Source organism: Xanthomonas sp. NCPPB 2933, from assembly GCF_056725225.1.
The window spans coordinates 4,520,782-4,537,654 of the sequence record NZ_CM161518.1 but is presented as its reverse complement, the minus strand read 5'-3'; the positions used below and the strand labels follow the sequence as shown (position 1 = coordinate 4,537,654).

The following is a 16,873-nucleotide window of genomic DNA, read 5'->3' as shown; positions in this document are numbered from 1 at the left end:
GGCAGGGCGCGCTACCGCCGAACGGACCTCAGGCCCTACACTTGTCGGATGGATGAAATGAGACCGCCCCCGCGCTCGCGCACGATTTACCTGCTGCCGAACCTGTTCACCACCGCCGGGCTGTTTTCCGGTTTTTACGCCATCATCGCCGCCGCCAATGGGCAATTCGTCCAGGCGGCCATGGCGGTGTTCGTGGCTGCGGTGATGGATGGGCTGGACGGCCGGGTCGCGCGCCTGACCAATACCAGCAGCGAATTCGGCGTGCAGTACGACTCGCTGGCCGATCTGGTCAGCTTCGGCATGGCCCCGGCGCTGGTGATGTACCACTGGTCGCTGTCGGCGCTGAAGTACGACAGCAACGTGATGGGCCGGGTCGGCTGGTCGGCCGCCTTTCTATATGCGGCCTGCGCGGCTTTGCGGCTGGCCCGCTTCAACACGCAAGTAGGCGTGGTCGACAAACGCTGGTTCATCGGCCTGGCCAGTCCGGCGGCGGCCGGCTTGATGATGGCGTTCGTGTGGGCGTTTGCCGACGACAGCCTGGGCTTCGATGGCGAGCAGCTGCGCTATCTGGCATTGGCGATCACGGTGGTCTCTGCCTTGTTGATGGTCAGCCGGATCCGCTTCTGGAGCTTCAAGGGCGGTGCGCGTGGGCCGCGTGCCGACCGCGTGCCGTTCCTGGCGCTGGCGATCGCCACGGTGGTGATCGCGCTGCTGGTGATCGACCTGGCCCGTTCGCTGCTGGTGATCGGTGTGCTGTATGCGCTGTCCGGTCCGGTGATGTGGCTGTGGCGGCGCTGGCGGCGCGTCCCCGAGCTGCCATGAGCCCGGCTGTGATGAGCAACCTGTCATGAGCGTGCTGTCATGAGTGAGATGGCGTCCGAGCCGATGTGGTCCGATCTGCAGGTCTCGTATCTGCAGGCGTTGGGGCACACCGTGTATCTGGACCGCGACACGGTGGATGCATTGCCTGCGCCTGCCGACGTGGTAGAGAGCGCGCCGGCAGCCGCGCCGATGCGCGTCGAGCGTGCGGTGCAGGCGCCGTCGGTGGCGCACGCTGCGGCGCCTGTCGCACGCCGCACCGCACCGGCTGCACCCGCCGAGGCCCCACGTGCGCCCAATACCGCGCCGTCGGCCGCGCCGCCGCGGCGTAGTCGTGTCGGCCTGCCGGATCGTTTGCAGATCGCGTTGCTGCGCGCTTCCGGCTGCAACCCCGGCGACCCGAATACCCAGGCCTTGATGGCCACCTGGCCGCTGGCCGAGTTGCGTGGCAACCCGGCAGCCAAGCGCGCGCTGTGGCCGCAGTTGCGTGCGCTACGGCGGCGTCAGGACCCGGCGTGAGCGCATTGAACGCACCCCTGCCCACAGCGCTGCGCGCGATGCGTGAGAGCGATCTGGACGTGGTGATGGAGATCGAGCATCGCGCCTATCCGTTTCCGTGGACGCGCAACATCTTTCGCGACTGCCTGCAGGCCGGCTACCCCGGCTGGGTGATGGAGCAGGGTGGCCAGGTCATCGGCTATGGGGTAATCAGCATTGCCGCCGACGAGGCGCACGTGCTCAACGTCTGCATCGCACCAGAAGCCCAATCGCAAGGCCATGGCCGCGTGTTGCTGCGCGCGCTGATCAAGGGTGCCTGCGATCGCGGCGCGCGGCGTGCGTTTCTGGAAGTACGCCCGTCCAACCCCTCGGCGATCGCGCTGTATCACTCCGAAGGCTTCAACGAAATCGGGCGGCGCCCACGCTACTACCCCTCCAACACCGGGCGCGAGGATGCGTTGGTGATGGCGATCGAGTTGTTCTTCGAAGGGTTCTCCTGAGCGCCATTGGCAGTTGCTGACCGCGTTCGTCGATGGGCTGCGTTAGTGACGGTTGATGTGATTCATGCTGATGCCTGCGTGCATCCATTGCGGTTGCGCTGCAGCTCGCGTGCGCAATGTCCATCGCAGCAACAGGCTGCGCTTGCGATCGGGTGCCGTTACCGCATGCCGCCACCGACGATGTCGCCGCCCGCAATCAATCGCTTGCCGTCACTCTGACTCAGGCTGTCGCGTGGTTGCAATCGATGGCATTGCGATGCGCGCAACTGCTGCACTTGATTGATTGCCCGTCGTGCGCATCATCCCCTATGCAGCGTGGCGCGCCGCGCTGATCGATGGCGATATTTTCGCCATATTCCAATTCTTTTTTTGGTTGCGCTGATCGCATAAGCCCGATCACAGTGCGTGCGTTGCGGTGTCGATACGTCGCATCGCAACACGCATGGACGTCGAAGAAAACACGCAGCACGTGATCGCAGCGGCACACCGTACTGAACCTGCGTCCGTCTGCATAGCGACTCGAATCATGCTGCGCTGCAGTGTCCTTGTCGCTGTCTCTGCGTGTCTTGAGCGCAACGTTTTGTCTTCTCTTGGGTGTCTCGCAACCGTTTGCGTGACTGCGCATCCACATCGATACATCGGCTAGATACAAGCGATTGCGATGCTCCTAGTATCGGTTTCGCGGAACTGAACATTACATAGATGAAAAGTATGTTCCGCGCCTGTTAGACGAGGGGTGTGCCGCCGCGCGGCGCATCGAACCTATCCGAGGGAGACATCAAGATGAAGCCGAAATTTTCAACGGCGGCCGCCGCGTCGCTGTTTGTCGGGTCGTTGCTGGTCGTTGGCGTTGCCTGCGCCGATCCTGCACTCGAAGTTGCAACCACTGGTTGGGCAACACAGAACGGTGGGACCAAAGGCGGCTCCAAAGCGGCCGCTGCCAACATCTACACGGTCAAGAATGCCGCCGAGCTGAAGAACGCGCTGAAGGCCAGCGTGGGCAGTAACGGACGCATCATCAAGATCAGCGGCATCATCGATGTCAGTGAAGGCAAGCCCTACACCAAGACCTCGGATATGAAGGCACGCGCGCGTCTGGACGTGCCGACCAAGACCACGCTGATCGGCGTCACCAGCAACGCGGAAATTCGCGAAGGCTATTTCTACGTCAAGGCCAACGACGTCATCATTCGCAATCTCACCATCGAAAATCCGTGGGATCCGGAACCGGTCTGGGATCCGGACGATGGCAGCGCCGGTAACTGGAATGCCGAGTACGACGGCTTGACGGTGGAAGGTGCCACCAACGTGTGGGTGGACCATGTCACCTTCACCGATGGTCGCCGCACCGACGATCAGAACGGCACCGCCAATGGCCGCCCCAAGCAGCATCACGATGGCGCGATGGACGTCAAGAAAGGCGCCAACTTCGTGACGATTTCCTACTCGGCCTTCAAATCGCACGAGAAGAACGATCTGATCGGTTCCAGCGACAGCGCCTCCAGCACCGACAGCGGCAAGCTCAAGGTGACCATCCACAACACCTTGTTCGAAAACATCTCCGCACGTGCACCGCGGGTGCGCTTCGGCCAGGTGCATCTGTACAACAACTACCACGTTGGCAGCACCACTCATCCGGTCTACAAGTTCTCGCACGCGCATGGTGTGGGCAAGGAATCGAAGATCTTCTCCGAGCGCAATGCGTTCGATATCAGTGGTGTGAGCGGCTGCGACAAGATCGCGGCCGATTACGGCGGCAGCGTGTACCGCGATCAGGGCTCGCTGCTCAACGGCAAGGCGCTGTCGTGCTCGTGGAATACCAACATCGGTTGGACGCCGCCGTACACCTACAACCTGCTGTCGGCTGACAAGGTCGCTGCAGACGTCAAGGCAAAGGCCGGCGCCGGAAAGCTGTAAGCGGTACCAACGCAACATCGAATGCAGCGCCTGCAAAACGGGTGCTGCATTTGCGTGTGTGCGATGTATGCGAAGTACACGCAAGCATAAAAATAATTTTCAAAAATAGACTATTCAATAGTTTTCATAAGCATTAGGATCGAGTTGCGGTCGCTAGGGGACTGGCCTTGATGGCCTGGGCGATTGCACCGGGGAGCGCGTCGTCTCATGCGGCGCGCCATCGCGTTACTCATTCAAGAGAATTCATCACCATGTCGAAAGCATCGACAGTCGTTGGTCGTACCGTTGTGGGCGTCGTTCTGGGCGCTGCGTTGTTGTCCCCCGCAGCGCACGCTGCAGATCCCTCCTTGGAAGTGGCCACCACCGGCTGGGCGACCCAGAACGGCGGCACCAAAGGCGGCTCCAAAGCCGCAGCTGCAGACATCTACACCGTCAGCACGGCAGCGCAGTTGAAGGCTGCGTTGAAAGCCAAGGCCGGCAGCAATGGCCGCATCATCAAGGTCAAGGGTGTCATCGACATCAGCGAAGGCAAGGCCTACACCAAGACTGCGGACATGAAGACCCGTGCGCGCCTGGACATCCCGACCAAGACCACGCTGATTGGCGTTGGCACCAATGCGGAAATCCGCGAGGGCTATTTCTACGTCAAGGCCAACGACGTCATTGTGCGCAATCTCACCATCGAAAATCCGTGGGATCCGGAGCCGAAGTGGGATGCCGACGACGGCGACAACGGCAACTGGAATTCCGAATACGATGGCCTGACCGTGGAAGCGGCCACCAACGTGTGGGTGGACCATGTCACCTTTACCGATGGTCGCCGCACCGACGATCAGAACGGCACCGCCAACGGGCGCCCGAAGCAGCATCACGATGGTGCGATGGACGTCAAGAAGGGCGCCAACTTCGTCACCATCTCGTACTCGGCGTTCAAGTCGCACGAGAAGAACAGCCTGATCGGCTCCAGCGACAGCGCCTCCGGCACCGACAGCGGCAAACTCAAGGTGACCATCCACAACACCTTGTTCGAGAACATCTCGGCACGCGCGCCGCGGGTGCGTTTCGGCCAGGTGCATCTGTACAACAACTACCACGTCGGTAGCACCGGCAATAAGGTGTATCCGTTCTCGCATGCGCATGGCGTGGGCAAGGAGTCGAAGATCTTCTCGGAGAACAATGCGTTCGATATCAGCGGTGTGAGCAGTTGCGACAAGATTGCCGGCGATTACAAGGGCAGCGTGTATCGCGACCAGGGGTCGTTGATCAATGGCAAGGCGTTGACCTGTTCGTGGAACAGCAACATCGGCTGGAAGCCGCCGTATACCTACAACCTGCTGGCTGCGAACAAGGTGGCTGCAGACGTGAAGGCAAAGGCCGGCGCAGGCAAGCTGTAACGCGTCTGCGCTAGGCAATGCTGCGATGACCTTCAGCATTGCATGAGCTCCCACAACGCCCGCAGCGATGCGGGCGTTGTGCGTTTGCGCGATGTCCTCATTGATGTGTCGATGTCCTGCGACATCGCTGGGCCCTTGCCCGCCCACCATCGCGGGACACGCTGCAAGTACGTCCTTGTAAGCTCTTATGCGGCATCCATGCCGCATAAGGTCCCGCGCCGGTGGGCGGGCAAGGACCAATCGAGATGGTTGGTGTGCATGGTGCAAGCAATGCACGATGCATGTTGTTCGATCACCGTGGTTTCGGTTTGCTTTTCAACGAAAAGCCGAGCAATCAACAAGCTTTTAAGAAAGCAACCGACTCACTCTCTGGTGCGGTGGCCTTACCGGTTGCGGGACCGTGTGGCGGCATGGATGCCGCCACCGAGCCTCCAGGGATGGATTCACGGCGTGTCCCGCGAGCGGTGAGGTCACCGTACCCTCGACTAACCAAGCTTTCGACCTGAGCTCCAACTGCATTTATAACGCCGTCGCGACCGGAATCTCGGTTTTGTTGGACTGATTGAGCAGTGTGGATAGATCACTTGTAAAGCGGCTGATCTGCGGCTTGGCTGCAGGGCCCTTGCCCGCCCACCGTCGCGGGACACGCCGCAAGTACGTCCGTGTAGGCTCTTACGCGGCATCCATGCCGCGTAAGGTCCCGCGATGGTGGGCGGACAAGGACCAGTGGAGATGGTCGGCGTGCATGGTTGCAAGCAGTGCATGACGCGCGTTTTTGGATGACGGCGCGAATGACGGTTAGTCCGACCAGCGTCGCAACGCGAACGAACAACAGGCAGGCTTTCAACGAAGCGATCTACGAACTTCCTGGTGCGGTGTCCTCACCGATTGCGGGACCGTGTGGCGGCATGGATGCCGCCACCGAGCCTACATGGACGTACTTGCGGCGTGTCCCGCGAGCGGCGAGGGCACCGCGCGCTCGACCATCGATCAACTGATCGGTTGTCCCTTCGAATACCGACTGCGGTCGCCTGGTGGCGATGCAGTCGGCTGAGCGACTTCGCTAGATCTTGGCGCGTTGCTCGCGCAGACCGGTCAACTGCGTGGTCCAGTCGTTCAAGCGCGCGCGTTCCTGTTCGACCACCACGGCCGGTGCGTTTTCCACGAACGTGGCGTTGCCGAGCTTGCCGTTGCACTTGCCGATTTCGCCTTCCACACGCCTGATTTCCTTGTCCAGACGCGTGCGTTCGGCATCCATGTCGACCAGGCCTTCCAGCGGCACCAGCAGCGTGAGCTCGCCGACGATGGCGGCGGCTGATGGCGGTGCCTCCTGGCCGGCGTCCAGCCAGTCGATCGTTTCTAGCTTGAGCAAGAACGACAGCTGCGAGGCGAAGCGGGCAGCGCGGGTGCGATCGTCCTGCGTGCCGGCCTGCAACAGCAGGCGCACCTGCTTGGAGGGCGGCACGTTCAACTCGCTGCGCACGCGGCGCAGCGCCGACACCATCGACTTCAGCCATTCGACATCGGCCTCCGCGCTGGCATAGCCGTGGGTGTCGATATCGCCGGCCTGCGGGAACGCCTGCAACGAGATCGTCGCGGCGGTGATGCCCAGGCGTGGTGCGACTTGCTGCCACAGTTCTTCGGTGACGAACGGTGTGAGCGGGTGCAACAGACGCAGCAAGGCTTCGAGCACATAGAGCAGGGTGTGACGCGTGCTGGCGGCATCTTCTGCGTGCTCAATCACTTCCGGCGTGCTGCCTGCAGCGGCCAGCGTGCTGTCCTGCACCGCGCCGTTGAGTGCGGGCTTGGCCAGTTCCACGAACCAATCGCAGAACGCATTCCAGGCGAATTCGTACAGCGATTGCGTGAGCAGATCGAAACGGTAGTTGGCGTAGTGCGCGTGGGTTTCTGCGGTGACCTTGTCCAGACGCGCCAGGATCCACTGCTCCGCTTCGGTGCGCGGCTGCGGCACGCCGTTGAAACGCGCGCCCTCGGTGTTCATCAGCACGAAGCGCGTGGCATTCCACAGCTTGTTGCAGAAGTTTTTGTAACCTTCGGCGCGGCCCAGATCGAACTTGATATCGCGGCCATGCGTGGCGAGTGCGGCGATGGTGAAGCGCAGCGCGTCGGCGCCGTGCGCGATGATGCCGTCCGGGAATTCCTTGCGCGTGGCTTTTTCGATCTTGGGCGCATCCTTGGGCTTCATCAGGCCGGTGGTGCGCTTGGCGACCAAGGCCTCGATGCTGATGCCGTCGATGATGTCGAGCGGATCGAGCACGTTGCCCTTGGACTTGGACATCTTCTGGCCTTGCGCATCGCGAATCAGGCCGGTGATGTAGACATCGCGGAATGGTACCTGGCCGGTGAAGCTGTCGGTGGCCATGATCATGCGCGCCACCCAGAAGAAGATGATGTCGAAACCGGTGACCAGCACCGACGACGGCAGATAGCGCTCGAAACCGCGCTCGGCCATCGCGTTCGCATCCGGCCAGCCCAGCGTGGAGAACGGCCACAGTTGCGAGGAGAACCAGGTTTCCAGCACGTCGTCATCCTGAAGAATCTCGTCGTCTGGGGCGAGTCCGTATTTTTGACGGACTTCTTCCTCATTACGGCCAACATAGATGTTGCCATCAGCGTCAAACCAAGCCGGAATTCGGTGGCCCCACCATAGCTGACGGCTGATGCACCAATCCTGGATGTTCTCCATCCAGTGACGATAGGTGTTGATCCAGTTCGGCGGCACGAACTTGATCTGGCCGCTTTCGACCAGCTCCAGCCCACGCTTGGCCAGCGCGTCCATCTTCACGAACCACTGGCTCGTGAGATAGGGCTCGATCACTTGGCCGGTGCGGTCGCCACGTGGTACCTGCAACTTGTGCGGTCTGGTTTCAACTAGAAGTCCTTGCTCCTCTAGTTCTGACAACACGAGCTTACGTGCCTCGAAACGATCCAGTCCTTGAAATTTTTCAGGTATTTCATCGACGGTCCCATCGAGTAAAAACTCGGGTCCGAGCGAAATTTTATTTGCTATTAACAAGCTGCCATCTTGTTGCACGGTATCGCCTTGCGGCTGTGCACCATCTTGCCAACGACTCCACTTGATGCGGGCATCTTTGGTAAACAAATTGATCATCGGCAAGTCATGCCGCACGCCTACCGCGTAATCGTTGAAATCATGCGCAGGCGTGACCTTGACTACGCCGGTACCGAAGGCACGGTCGACGTAATCGTCGGTGATCACCGGCACTTGCCGGCCGGTCAGCGGCAGCACGATGCGGGCGTTGTGCAGCGTGGCGTAGCGCGCATCGTCCGGGTGCACCATCACGGCGGTGTCGCCCAGCATGGTTTCCGGGCGCGTGGTGGCCACCACCAGATAATCGCGGGTTTCGCGCAGCGTCTCGTTGCCGTCGGCATCGTGCTCGACGTGCTCGTAGGTCACGCCATCCGCCAGCGGATAGCGGATCGACCACAGGAAGCCGTCTTCTTCGACGTTTTCCACTTCCAGATCGGAGATGGCGGTTTTCAGTACCGGGTCCCAGTTGACCAGGCGCTGGCCGCGGTAGATCAGGCCCTGTTCGTACCAGCGCACGAACGCCTCATTGACCGCGGCCGAGGGTTGCGGGTCCATCGTGAAGGTGCTGCGGGACCAGTCGCTGGAGGTGCCCAGGCGACGCATCTGGCGCTCGATGGTGTCGCCGGATTCGGCTTTCCATTCCCACACCTTGGCGATGAAGCCCTCGCGCCCGAGCGAGTCGCGCGTTTCGCCATTGCCTTCCAGCGCCAGATTGCGCGACACCACCATCTCGGTCGCGATGCCGGCGTGGTCGGTGCCCACCTGCCACAACGTATCGAAGCCGCGCATGCGGTGATAGCGCACAAGCGCATCCATCAGCGTCTGCTGAAACGCATGGCCCATGTGCAGCGTGCCGGTCACATTCGGCGGCGGCAGCAGCACCGTGTACGGCTCTCCCTTGCCGGACGGCACGAAGTAACCGGCTGCCTCCCACTGCGCGTACAGCCGCGATTCGAAGGAAGAGGGGTCGTAGCTGGAGGCTAGGGTGGTCATAGAGGGGCTGGGATTCGTTGATTCGGGATTCGGGATTTGTTGAGTCATGGGGCCGGCAGAGATCGCTGGCAAGCCATTGCATCAACCTCAGCGGTGGCGCTGTGGAACGGAGATTGGCTGTTGGGATTCGTCGTTGGAAAGGACTTGTGGATGCGCGCAAAAGCGCTCCTGCGAATCCCCAATCCCAACTCCCCAATCCCCGCCCCTCTCACATGTCGTACTTGGTCAGTTCCAGGCCCAGGGCCTTGTACTGCTTCCAGCGTTCGCGCAGCGGTTCGCGGGCGGCGGGATCGGCGGGCACCACTTCCAGCACGCGGTCGCAGGCGCCCAGGTACGGGTCGTCGCGCAGGTTGATCACCAGCGGGCGCGAGGGCGCGGTGAACTCGGGGGCGGCAATCAGCACCGGGGCGAGTTCGTCTTCCTCATCGGTGCCGGCGATCTGGTGCGGAATATAGGCCTCGTCGTCGAACGCCCACAGCAGGTCGTCCAGCGCTTCGGCCTGTTCGGCATCGCGCGCCAGGATCAGCGTGGAGAGATTGGCGTCGTAGGCCTTGCGCGCCAGCTCGCAGACCAGCCGCAGCGGTTCATTGAGGAAGCGCGGTTTGGCGATCAGATAAAAGTCGGCACGGGGCATGGTCAGATCACGAAACGAAAGGGAAAACAGATTCGGCAACGACGCAGCCGAGCGTGAACAGCAGGCCGGACGCCAGTATCGCCAGCAGAAACCCGCCTGTGGCGCGCAGGCGTCGGCCGGCAGGCCGCGAGCGATACAGATAGATGAGGATGAACACCAGCCAGGCCAGCACCATCCCGATGTTGAGCCACATGGGGCGGCGATAGCCGTGCTGGCGGCTGTCGGCCGCCAGCCAGACGAAGATCAGCACCAGCAACAGCGCAAACCGCACCAGGTCGGCGGCATCGCCGTTCCACCAGCCGGGTACCGCGCTGGCGGCCCCGTCCACCAGCACGAAGCCGGCGATCAGGGCCAGTGCAGCGCGTGGCGACATCAGGCTGCGCGGTCGAGCAACCACTGCGTCAGCAGCCCCACCGGGCGGCCGGTGGCCATGCCGCGCTTGCCTTCGTCGCTGGCCACGCCTGCGATGTCCAGATGCGCCCAGCGCTGGTTTTCGGTGAAGCGCGACAGGAAGCAGCCAGCAGTGATCGCGCCGCCCCAGCGGCCGCCGATGTTGTAGACGTCGGCGAAGGTGGAATCCAGCAGGCCCTGGTATTCGTCCCACAGCGGCAGGCGCCAGGCGCGGTCGAACACGTGCTCGCCGGCGGCCAGCAGTTCGTTGGCCAGGTCGTCGTGCTTGCTCATCAGGCCGGCGGTCTGGTGGCCCAGCGCCACCATGCAAGCACCGGTCAGCGTAGCCACGTCCACCAGCGCCTCGGGGTTGAAGCGTTCGGCGTAGGTCAGCGCATCGCACAGGATCAGGCGGCCTTCGGCGTCGGTGTTGCCGACCTCGATGGTCTTGCCGGACATGCTGGTGATCACATCGGAGGGGCGATACGCGTTGCCGTCGATGGCGTTTTCCACCGCCGGCACCACCACCACCAGGTTGATCGGCAGCTCGGCCTTGACCGTGGCCACGAACGTGCCGATGACGTTGGCGCCGCCGCACATGTCGTACTTCATTTCCTCTATGCCGCCCTGCGTCTTGAGGTTGACGCCGCCGGTATCGAAAGTGATGCCCTTGCCCACCAGCACATACGGGCGCGCGTCGCCGCCGCCGTTCCACTTCAGCACGATCAGGTGCGGGCGGTTGGCCGAGCCGCGCGCCACCGACAGCAGCGAGCCCATGCCGAGCGCTTCCATCTGTGTTTCGTCCAAAATCTCGGCTTCGGCGCCGGGAAACTTGCCGGCGAACGCGGCGGCGGTCTCGGCCAGGTAGGCCGGGGTGCAGTAGTTCGGCGGCAGGTTGCCCAGCTCGCGGGCGAACTCCACGCCCTCGGCGGTGGCCACGCCAACCGCCAGTGCGCGGGCGTCGTCGCCGGCGATCGCAAGCGTGGTCAGGCCGGTCTCGTCGACCTTCTTCTTGCCCAGCGTGGCGGTGTAGCGGTAGGCGGCGTGGTCGCTGACGATGATCGCCTGACGGATATTCCACGCGCCATCGCGCGCCTTGACCGGCAATTCGGTCAGGGTCAGCAGGGCGGTGCCGACCGCGCCGGTCTTCAGCGCACGGGCCGCATCGCCGATCGCCTTGAGGTAGGGCGCCACGCCGAACTTGCCGGTCTCTCCGAGGCCGACCACCAGTACGCGCGGGGCGGCCACGCCAGGTAGGTCGTGCAGCAGGGTGGTGCTGCCGGTCTTGGCAGCCACATCGCCACGTGCCACCAGCGCCGTCAAACGGCCCTGGCTGGCGCTGTCCAGCGCCTGCGCAGCGGGCGACAGGGTCTTGTCGGCGAACACGCCAACCACGATGCAGTCGACGGCGGCGCTTGCCGGCGCGTCTTGGTTCAGGGTGAATTGCAGGGCCATTGATCAGATTCCGTAGGCAAATCCGTACAATCGCGGACTGTTTACGCCAGCCTGATTAGGCTGACGCCGCCGCGAACGAATCCGAGAGTTTAAAACAAGCCCACCCTATGCCGAAGCTCGATCGATATCTGCTTAGCGATTTCACCCAGAGCTTCCTGGCCACTTTGATCGTGCTGTTGGTCGTCAGCGTGGGCGGCGTGCTGGTGGATATCCTCGGCAATATCGCCGACGGCCGCATCCCCGCTCGCTTGTTGCTGTCTCAGGTGGGCCTGCAATTTGTGGCCTACCTGCCGATCATCCTGCCGCTGGCGCTCATGCTCGGCCTGCTGTTGGCACTGGCGAGGCTGTACCGCGATTCAGAAATGGCCGTGATCACCGCCATTGGCGTCGGCCCGCGGCGCATGTTGCGCCCGATCCTGATGCTGGTGGTGCCGGTGGTGGTGCTGATTGGGTTGTGCTCGCTGTGGTTGGGCCCGTGGGCCAGCCGTACCGCCGAGACCATGCTGGAAGACGCCAACCGCAGCGTGCTGATGGCCGGCCTGGAGTCGGGCAAGTTCACTCCGCTGTCCGGCGGTGGGGTGGTCTACCTGACCACGATCTCGGCCGACGGCAAGGGCCTGGGCAAGGTGTTCATGCAGCGCCAGAAGGACGACCGCATCGATGTGGTCACCGCCGAGCGTGGCGCGATGTTCTTCGAAGGCAAGGCCAACCGCTACCTGCGCCTGGAGGACGGTTACCGCATCGAAGGCCCGGCCGCCGGCAACACCCTGGACTACCGCTTGATGAAGTTCGCCAGCAACGACGTGGCCTTGCCCGACCGCAGCCAGGTGCACGACGCCAACGATCCGGAAGTGATGTGGACCACGCAGCTGCTGTCGGACGAGCGCCCGGCCGCGCGCGCGCAGCTGCATGAGCGTCTGGCGCCGCCGCTGCTGGCACTGGCGTTCGCGCTGCTGACCCTGCCGCTGTCGCGCAGTGCGCCGCGGCAGCAGCGCTACGGCCGGATCATGCTGGCGTTCCTGGCGTACATGGTGGGTACCAACCTGATGATCGTCGGCACCCAGTGGATCGCCAACGGCAAGACACCGGCCGCGCTCGGTCTGTGGTGGCTGACGCTGCCGCTGCTGGCAGTGGCGATCTGGGCGTATGCACGCGATGGCCGCGTGCGTCGGCCGAGGGTGCGCGCATGAGGCTGATGCCACGGGTACACGATTGGTACGTCGGGCGCGCGGTGCTGTTCACCGTGCTGCTGACCTGGGCCGTGCTGCTGGGGTTGGATCTGGTCAACGCGTTTGCCAGCGAGGCCAAGAATATTGGCCAGGGGAGCTATACCTTTGGTCATGCGTTCGCTTATGTGGCGTACACGGTGCCGCGGCGGGCCTACACCCTGTTCCCCACCGCGGCGGTGATCGGTGCCTTGATGGGGCTGGGCCAGTTGGCGGCCACCTCCGAGCTGACCGCCTTGCGTGCGCTGGGCGTGTCGCGCAAGCGGATGTCGGCCTCGGTGGTCGCTGCGATGGCGTTGCTGACCGCCGGCATGGTGATCAGCGGCGAGACGGTGGGGCCGTGGGCACAGAACCAGGCCGATACGCTCAAGACCAGCGCCCGCTACAACAGCGATATGGCAATGGCGCGCTATTCGGGCCTGTGGGCGCGCGAAGGCGATACCTTCCTCAATGCGCTGAGCGGCGAGGAGAAGTTGCTCGACGGCGGCGGTACCGCGCTGGATCTGCACGATGTGCGGCTGTATCACCTCGATGCCAGCGGCCGCCTGCAGCAGCTGACCTACGCGGCGTTGGCAGAAAATCGCAATGGCGCCTGGACGCTGCGCCAGGTGCGCCGCGATACCTTCCAGGAGCGCTCGGTGCAGCGCGAAACCTTCCCCGAGCTGCCGTGGCAATCGCAGCTCAGCCCTGCGGCGCTGGCAGCCGGGCTGGCCAAGCCGCGCAACCTGTCCGCGCGCGATCTGGAACAGAGCATCGAGTACCGCCGCCGCAATGGCCTGGACGCGCGCGACTACGAAGATCAGTACTGGAGCCGCTGGTTCTATCCGCTCAATGTATTGGCGCTGTGCCTGGCGGCGATTCCGTTCTCGTTCGGTTCGCTGCGTAGCGGCGGTCTGGGCAAGCGGCTGTTCCTGGGCATCCTGTTCGCGCTGGGCTTCTGGCTGCTGCAACTGTTCTTCGGCCGCATGGCCGGTGCGCTCAAGCTGGATTACCGCATCGCCTATGCACTGCCGCCGATGGTGATGCTGGGGGTGTCGGCATGGTTGTTCCGGCGGCGCAGTAGCTAGAGCGACTAACAAAACGATAGCGCTCAATGCCAGGTGGCGCGGCCGTTGCTCGGGATCGGCATGTAATACGCATGCACGTCGCCTGCTCCGCGCCTTGAACATCCACCTGACGACCGCTCGCTACGTTGTGTCAGCGATTCTCGGTCGCGCCGCCTTGCATCAGTGGCTTGTGGCGGCGGCCATGCGCTCGCGTGATCGAGCTTATTTCTTGGGTTTGGGAATCCTCTGCAACCGCGTGCCACTTGCACGGTCGTGCCACGCCAGTCCATCACGATCCACCCACGCCCACCAGAATCCGAGTCCGCCCAGGGCTAGCGACAACGTGCCCACCGCATAGCGGATCCATAGCGCGCGCCAGGAGGCCTGCGGGCCGATCAGCGACAGCCGCCATGGGCGCATGCCCAGGGTCTGGCCGCCGCGCCGCCAGCTCACCGTGGCGTAGATGCCGGCGGCGATCCAGCAGCACAGCCACAACAACCATTGCCAACCGCTGAAAGGGGCGATGTTTTCGCGTGCGGGATGCCCGGCAAGCGTGAAGCCCAGGGTGAAAACGGCGGAAATCAGCATCCATAGCGCCAGCACCGGCCAGGCGTCGTAACACATGGCCAGCAGCCGCCAGCCGATCAAGGCAGGGACGCGTGCAGTGCGAGGCGAGGGAATCGAGGTCATGCCGCGAGCATAGCCGGCACGGGCGATCGAGCAACGCCGCGTTGCGGCAGCGCCATGCTGAGGAATAGGAGCGACCAAGTGGCCGGTGAACTTCATCAAGCGGTCGTCCGAAGGTGTTGCTGGCGGCCGGCAAAGCGACTGCGCAAAGTGTGGGCGTGCAGCAACGGCGGCTCGTTGCGCCGAGGAGCGCGCTGCCAACACTTCATCACCGCCAACGCAGCACATCGCAACCCACGCGACAGGCTCTATGCTGTTGCGATGTCTGCCAGCAGTCCTGCCGAACGTCGCCAACTCGCCCAACAGCTGCCGCCCCTGCAGGCAGCCGATGCTGCTGCCATCGAGCGCTTCCTGGATCGTTTCTGGGCCGAGAACGGCGTGGCGCGGCAGACCCTGGACAGCTATCGGCGCGATCTGGAAGGGCTGGCGCGTTGGCGCGACGGGGCCGGCGGTGGGCTGCTGGGCGTCGATCGGGCTGCGGTGTTCGACTATCTACGCTGGCGCTCCGAGGCGCGCTATTCGCCACGCAGCACGGCGCGGTTGTTGTCGACGCTGCGGGCGTTTTACGGGCTGTGTCTGCGCGAGGGCCTGCGCAGCGACGACCCGACCGCGCTGATCGATCCGCCCCACTTGCCGCGCAGCTTGCCCAAGGCGCTGACCGAAAGTCAGATCGAAGCACTGCTGGCCGCTCCCGACATCGACAGCCCGCTGGGCCTGCGCGATCGTGCCATGCTGGAGCTGATGTATGCCGCCGGCCTGCGCGTCAGCGAGCTGGTCAACCTGCCGGCGGTGGGGGTCAATCTGCGACAAGGCGTACTGCGGGTGACCGGCAAGGGCAGCAAGGATCGGCTGGTGCCGCTGGGCGAGGAATCCCAGCATTGGCTGGAGCGCTATCTGCATGAAGCGCGCCCAGTGCTGGCCAGCCACAAGCCGGTGCCGCCGGTGGATGGGCAGGTGCCGCTGTTCATCGACGCCGCACGTCAGCCGCCCAGCCGCCAGCAGTTCTGGGCGCTGGTCAAACGTTATGCGGCGGTGGCCGGGATCGACCCGGACACGGTTAGCCCGCACGGGTTGCGCCACAGCTTCGCCACTCATCTGCTCAACCACGGCGCAGACCTGCGCGCGCTGCAGATGCTGCTCGGCCATAGCTCGTTGTCGACCACCCAGATCTACACGCTGGTGGCGCGCCAGCATCTGCAAAAGTTGCACGCCAAGCATCATCCTCGCGGGTGAACGGGTACTGCAGCAGGCCGGTGGTGATGCATCTCGCCAGGTAAGGGGCTGCCAGCGAGCCGGTCAATGCGCAATCGCCACGACCCGCGCGCCGATCCCCGCAACGAACCGGCCGTTCGGGTGGCCAATAAACTGAGCCGGGCGTTGCCTTGCTTCATCTGCGCTGTGCGAGAATCCGGGTACCCCATTCCACTGGATGCGTGAATGTATCGTCTTGCCATCGCCGCGCTGCTGGGCGCGATCAGTCTTACCGCCTGCGCACAATCGTCGCAGCCTGCGGCAAGCAATGCCGGCGCCAAGCCAGCCGCCGCGCCTGCCGCCACCGGCAATGTGGATCAGCGTGTGAGCACGGCGCTCAAGGCGCTGGACCCGGACTTCAAGCCCGATTACATCGGTGCCGCGCCGTTCCCCGGTTTCCGCGAAGTGGTGGTGGGCGGGCAGGTGCTGTACGTCAGCGACGACGGCCGTTACCTGATGCAGGCGCAGCCGTTCGATATCCAGAACAAGCAGTTTGCCGCCAGCGCCGGTCTGCTGGCCTATCGCCGTAAGCAGCTGGAAACCATCCCCAAGGCCGACCGCATTGTGTTTGCGCCGGCGAATCCGAAGTACGCGGTCACTGTGTTCACCGACGTGGAGTGCGGCTACTGCCGCAAGCTGCACAGCGAGATCGCCGAGCTGAACAAGCAGGGCATCGCGGTGGAATACGTCGCTTTCCCGCGCATGGGCCTGGGCAGCCAGGACTACAAGGACATGGTGGCGGTGTGGTGCTCGGCCGACCGCAAGCAGGCGCTGACCAACGCCAAGTCCGGTCAGTCGGTGAGTTCCAAGGACTGCAAGAACCCGGTGTCGATGGAGTACACGCTGGGCCAGCGCCTGGGCGTCAACGGCACCCCGGCGATCTTTGCGCCGGACGGCACCCAGCTCGGTGGCTACCTGCCGCCGGCGCAGCTGCGTGAGGCGCTGGAAAAGCGCGCCGTCACCACGGCGGGCGGAAGCCGCTGATGTCTC

14 protein-coding genes and 1 other RNA gene are annotated in these 16,873 nt (G+C 63.7%); 10 read left to right on the top strand and 5 right to left on the bottom strand.

The window, feature by feature from the left end; all coding sequences use genetic code 11:
* Nucleotides 1-48: 48 nt before the first annotated feature.
* The 5 genes from pssA to AC1PLU_RS19060 all read left to right on the top strand — a co-directional run bounded on the left by pssA (nucleotide 49) and on the right by AC1PLU_RS19060 (nucleotide 5,128).
* Nucleotides 49-822: a CDP-diacylglycerol--serine O-phosphatidyltransferase gene (pssA, locus tag AC1PLU_RS19080; protein WP_023902531.1), complete on the top strand. Its 774-nt coding sequence runs from the start codon at nucleotides 49-51 to the stop codon at nucleotides 820-822.
* Nucleotides 823-861: 39 nt separating this feature from the next.
* Entirely contained in the window at nucleotides 862-1,338 is a 477-nt protein-coding gene (locus AC1PLU_RS19075) for an alanine acetyltransferase (protein WP_115039737.1), read from the top strand.
* A complete protein-coding gene (rimI, locus tag AC1PLU_RS19070; RefSeq protein ID WP_023902533.1) occupies nucleotides 1,335-1,817 on the top strand; it encodes a ribosomal protein S18-alanine N-acetyltransferase in 483 nt (160 codons plus the stop codon). Before AC1PLU_RS19075 ends, rimI begins: the two co-directional genes overlap by 4 nt.
* Nucleotides 1,818-2,600: 783 nt before the next feature.
* Nucleotides 2,601-3,734, top strand: coding sequence for a pectate lyase family protein (locus AC1PLU_RS19065; protein WP_481106981.1), 1,134 nt, complete (start codon nucleotides 2,601-2,603; stop codon nucleotides 3,732-3,734).
* Nucleotides 3,735-3,985: 251 nt separating this feature from the next.
* Nucleotides 3,986-5,128 (top strand): pectate lyase family protein, encoded by a 1,143-nt coding sequence (locus AC1PLU_RS19060; RefSeq protein WP_481093558.1) that lies wholly within the window; start codon nucleotides 3,986-3,988, stop codon nucleotides 5,126-5,128.
* A 1,063-nt stretch (nucleotides 5,129-6,191) separates the two neighbouring features.
* Here AC1PLU_RS19060 and AC1PLU_RS19055 read toward each other — a convergent pair.
* From AC1PLU_RS19055 to AC1PLU_RS19040, 4 genes are all read right to left on the bottom strand, one after another.
* A complete protein-coding gene (locus AC1PLU_RS19055) occupies nucleotides 6,192-9,194 on the bottom strand; it encodes a valine--tRNA ligase (RefSeq protein ID WP_481106980.1) in 3,003 nt (1,000 codons plus the stop codon).
* Nucleotides 9,195-9,402: 208 nt separating this feature from the next.
* Nucleotides 9,403-9,828 carry a DNA polymerase III subunit chi gene (locus AC1PLU_RS19050; RefSeq protein WP_023902615.1) on the bottom strand — a complete coding sequence of 142 codons (426 nt, stop codon included), beginning with the start codon at nucleotides 9,826-9,828 and terminating at the stop codon, nucleotides 9,403-9,405.
* A 7-nt stretch (nucleotides 9,829-9,835) separates the two neighbouring features.
* On the bottom strand, nucleotides 9,836-10,201 hold the full coding sequence (locus AC1PLU_RS19045; protein WP_481106979.1) for a hypothetical protein: 366 nt from the start codon (nucleotides 10,199-10,201) through the stop codon (nucleotides 9,836-9,838).
* Nucleotides 10,201-11,673, bottom strand: a complete 1,473-nt coding sequence (locus AC1PLU_RS19040; protein ID WP_481093554.1) for a leucyl aminopeptidase — start codon at nucleotides 11,671-11,673, stop codon at nucleotides 10,201-10,203. Before AC1PLU_RS19040 ends, AC1PLU_RS19045 begins: the two co-directional genes overlap by 1 nt.
* A gap of 107 nt (nucleotides 11,674-11,780) precedes the next feature.
* Here AC1PLU_RS19040 and lptF point away from each other — a divergent pair, with 107 nt between their 5' ends.
* From lptF to AC1PLU_RS19025, 3 genes are all read left to right on the top strand, one after another.
* Nucleotides 11,781-12,863 (top strand): LPS export ABC transporter permease LptF, encoded by a 1,083-nt coding sequence (gene lptF / locus AC1PLU_RS19035; RefSeq protein ID WP_006448521.1) that lies wholly within the window; start codon nucleotides 11,781-11,783, stop codon nucleotides 12,861-12,863.
* Entirely contained in the window at nucleotides 12,860-13,966 is a 1,107-nt protein-coding gene (gene lptG / locus AC1PLU_RS19030; protein WP_006448520.1) for an LPS export ABC transporter permease LptG, read from the top strand. The genes lptF and lptG overlap by 4 nt, the downstream gene beginning before the upstream one ends.
* Before the next feature lie 60 nt (nucleotides 13,967-14,026).
* Nucleotides 14,027-14,102: non-coding RNA, sX9 sRNA (locus AC1PLU_RS19025), on the top strand.
* Between the two features lie 65 nt (nucleotides 14,103-14,167).
* Here the strand turns inward: AC1PLU_RS19025 and AC1PLU_RS19020 are convergent.
* Nucleotides 14,168-14,635 (bottom strand): RDD family protein, encoded by a 468-nt coding sequence (locus AC1PLU_RS19020; protein WP_481093553.1) that lies wholly within the window; start codon nucleotides 14,633-14,635, stop codon nucleotides 14,168-14,170.
* A gap of 258 nt (nucleotides 14,636-14,893) precedes the next feature.
* On the opposite strand from AC1PLU_RS19020, the gene xerD reads away from it, so the two are divergent.
* Nucleotides 14,894-15,865, top strand: a complete 972-nt coding sequence (gene xerD, locus AC1PLU_RS19015) for a site-specific tyrosine recombinase XerD (protein ID WP_481093552.1) — start codon at nucleotides 14,894-14,896, stop codon at nucleotides 15,863-15,865.
* Nucleotides 15,866-16,069: 204 nt separating this feature from the next.
* The gene (locus tag AC1PLU_RS19010) at nucleotides 16,070-16,867 is read left to right on the top strand and encodes a DsbC family protein (protein WP_006448516.1); all 798 of its coding nucleotides are present in this window, start codon (nucleotides 16,070-16,072) and stop codon (nucleotides 16,865-16,867) included.
* The last annotated feature ends 6 nt before the right edge of the window (nucleotides 16,868-16,873 follow it).

Excerpts from the sequence above, each read along its gene's own strand:
- pssA (WP_023902531.1), top strand. The coding sequence starts at position 49 with ATGGATGAAATGAGACCGCCCCCGCGCTCGCGCACGATTTACCTGCTG.
- AC1PLU_RS19075 (WP_115039737.1), top strand. The coding sequence starts at position 862 with ATGAGTGAGATGGCGTCCGAGCCGATGTGGTCCGATCTGCAGGTCTCG.
- AC1PLU_RS19065 (WP_481106981.1), top strand. The coding sequence starts at position 2,601 with ATGAAGCCGAAATTTTCAACGGCGGCCGCCGCGTCGCTGTTTGTCGGG.
- AC1PLU_RS19060 (WP_481093558.1), top strand. The coding sequence starts at position 3,986 with ATGTCGAAAGCATCGACAGTCGTTGGTCGTACCGTTGTGGGCGTCGTT.
- AC1PLU_RS19055 (WP_481106980.1), bottom strand. The coding sequence starts at position 9,194 with ATGACCACCCTAGCCTCCAGCTACGACCCCTCTTCCTTCGAATCGCGG.
- AC1PLU_RS19050 (WP_023902615.1), bottom strand. The coding sequence starts at position 9,828 with ATGCCCCGTGCCGACTTTTATCTGATCGCCAAACCGCGCTTCCTCAAT.
- AC1PLU_RS19045 (WP_481106979.1), bottom strand. The coding sequence starts at position 10,201 with ATGTCGCCACGCGCTGCACTGGCCCTGATCGCCGGCTTCGTGCTGGTG.
- AC1PLU_RS19040 (WP_481093554.1), bottom strand. The coding sequence starts at position 11,673 with ATGGCCCTGCAATTCACCCTGAACCAAGACGCGCCGGCAAGCGCCGCC.
- lptF (WP_006448521.1), top strand. The coding sequence starts at position 11,781 with ATGCCGAAGCTCGATCGATATCTGCTTAGCGATTTCACCCAGAGCTTC.
- lptG (WP_006448520.1), top strand. The coding sequence starts at position 12,860 with ATGAGGCTGATGCCACGGGTACACGATTGGTACGTCGGGCGCGCGGTG.
- AC1PLU_RS19020 (WP_481093553.1), bottom strand. The coding sequence starts at position 14,635 with ATGACCTCGATTCCCTCGCCTCGCACTGCACGCGTCCCTGCCTTGATC.
- xerD (WP_481093552.1), top strand. The coding sequence starts at position 14,894 with ATGTCTGCCAGCAGTCCTGCCGAACGTCGCCAACTCGCCCAACAGCTG.
- AC1PLU_RS19010 (WP_006448516.1), top strand. The coding sequence starts at position 16,070 with ATGTATCGTCTTGCCATCGCCGCGCTGCTGGGCGCGATCAGTCTTACC.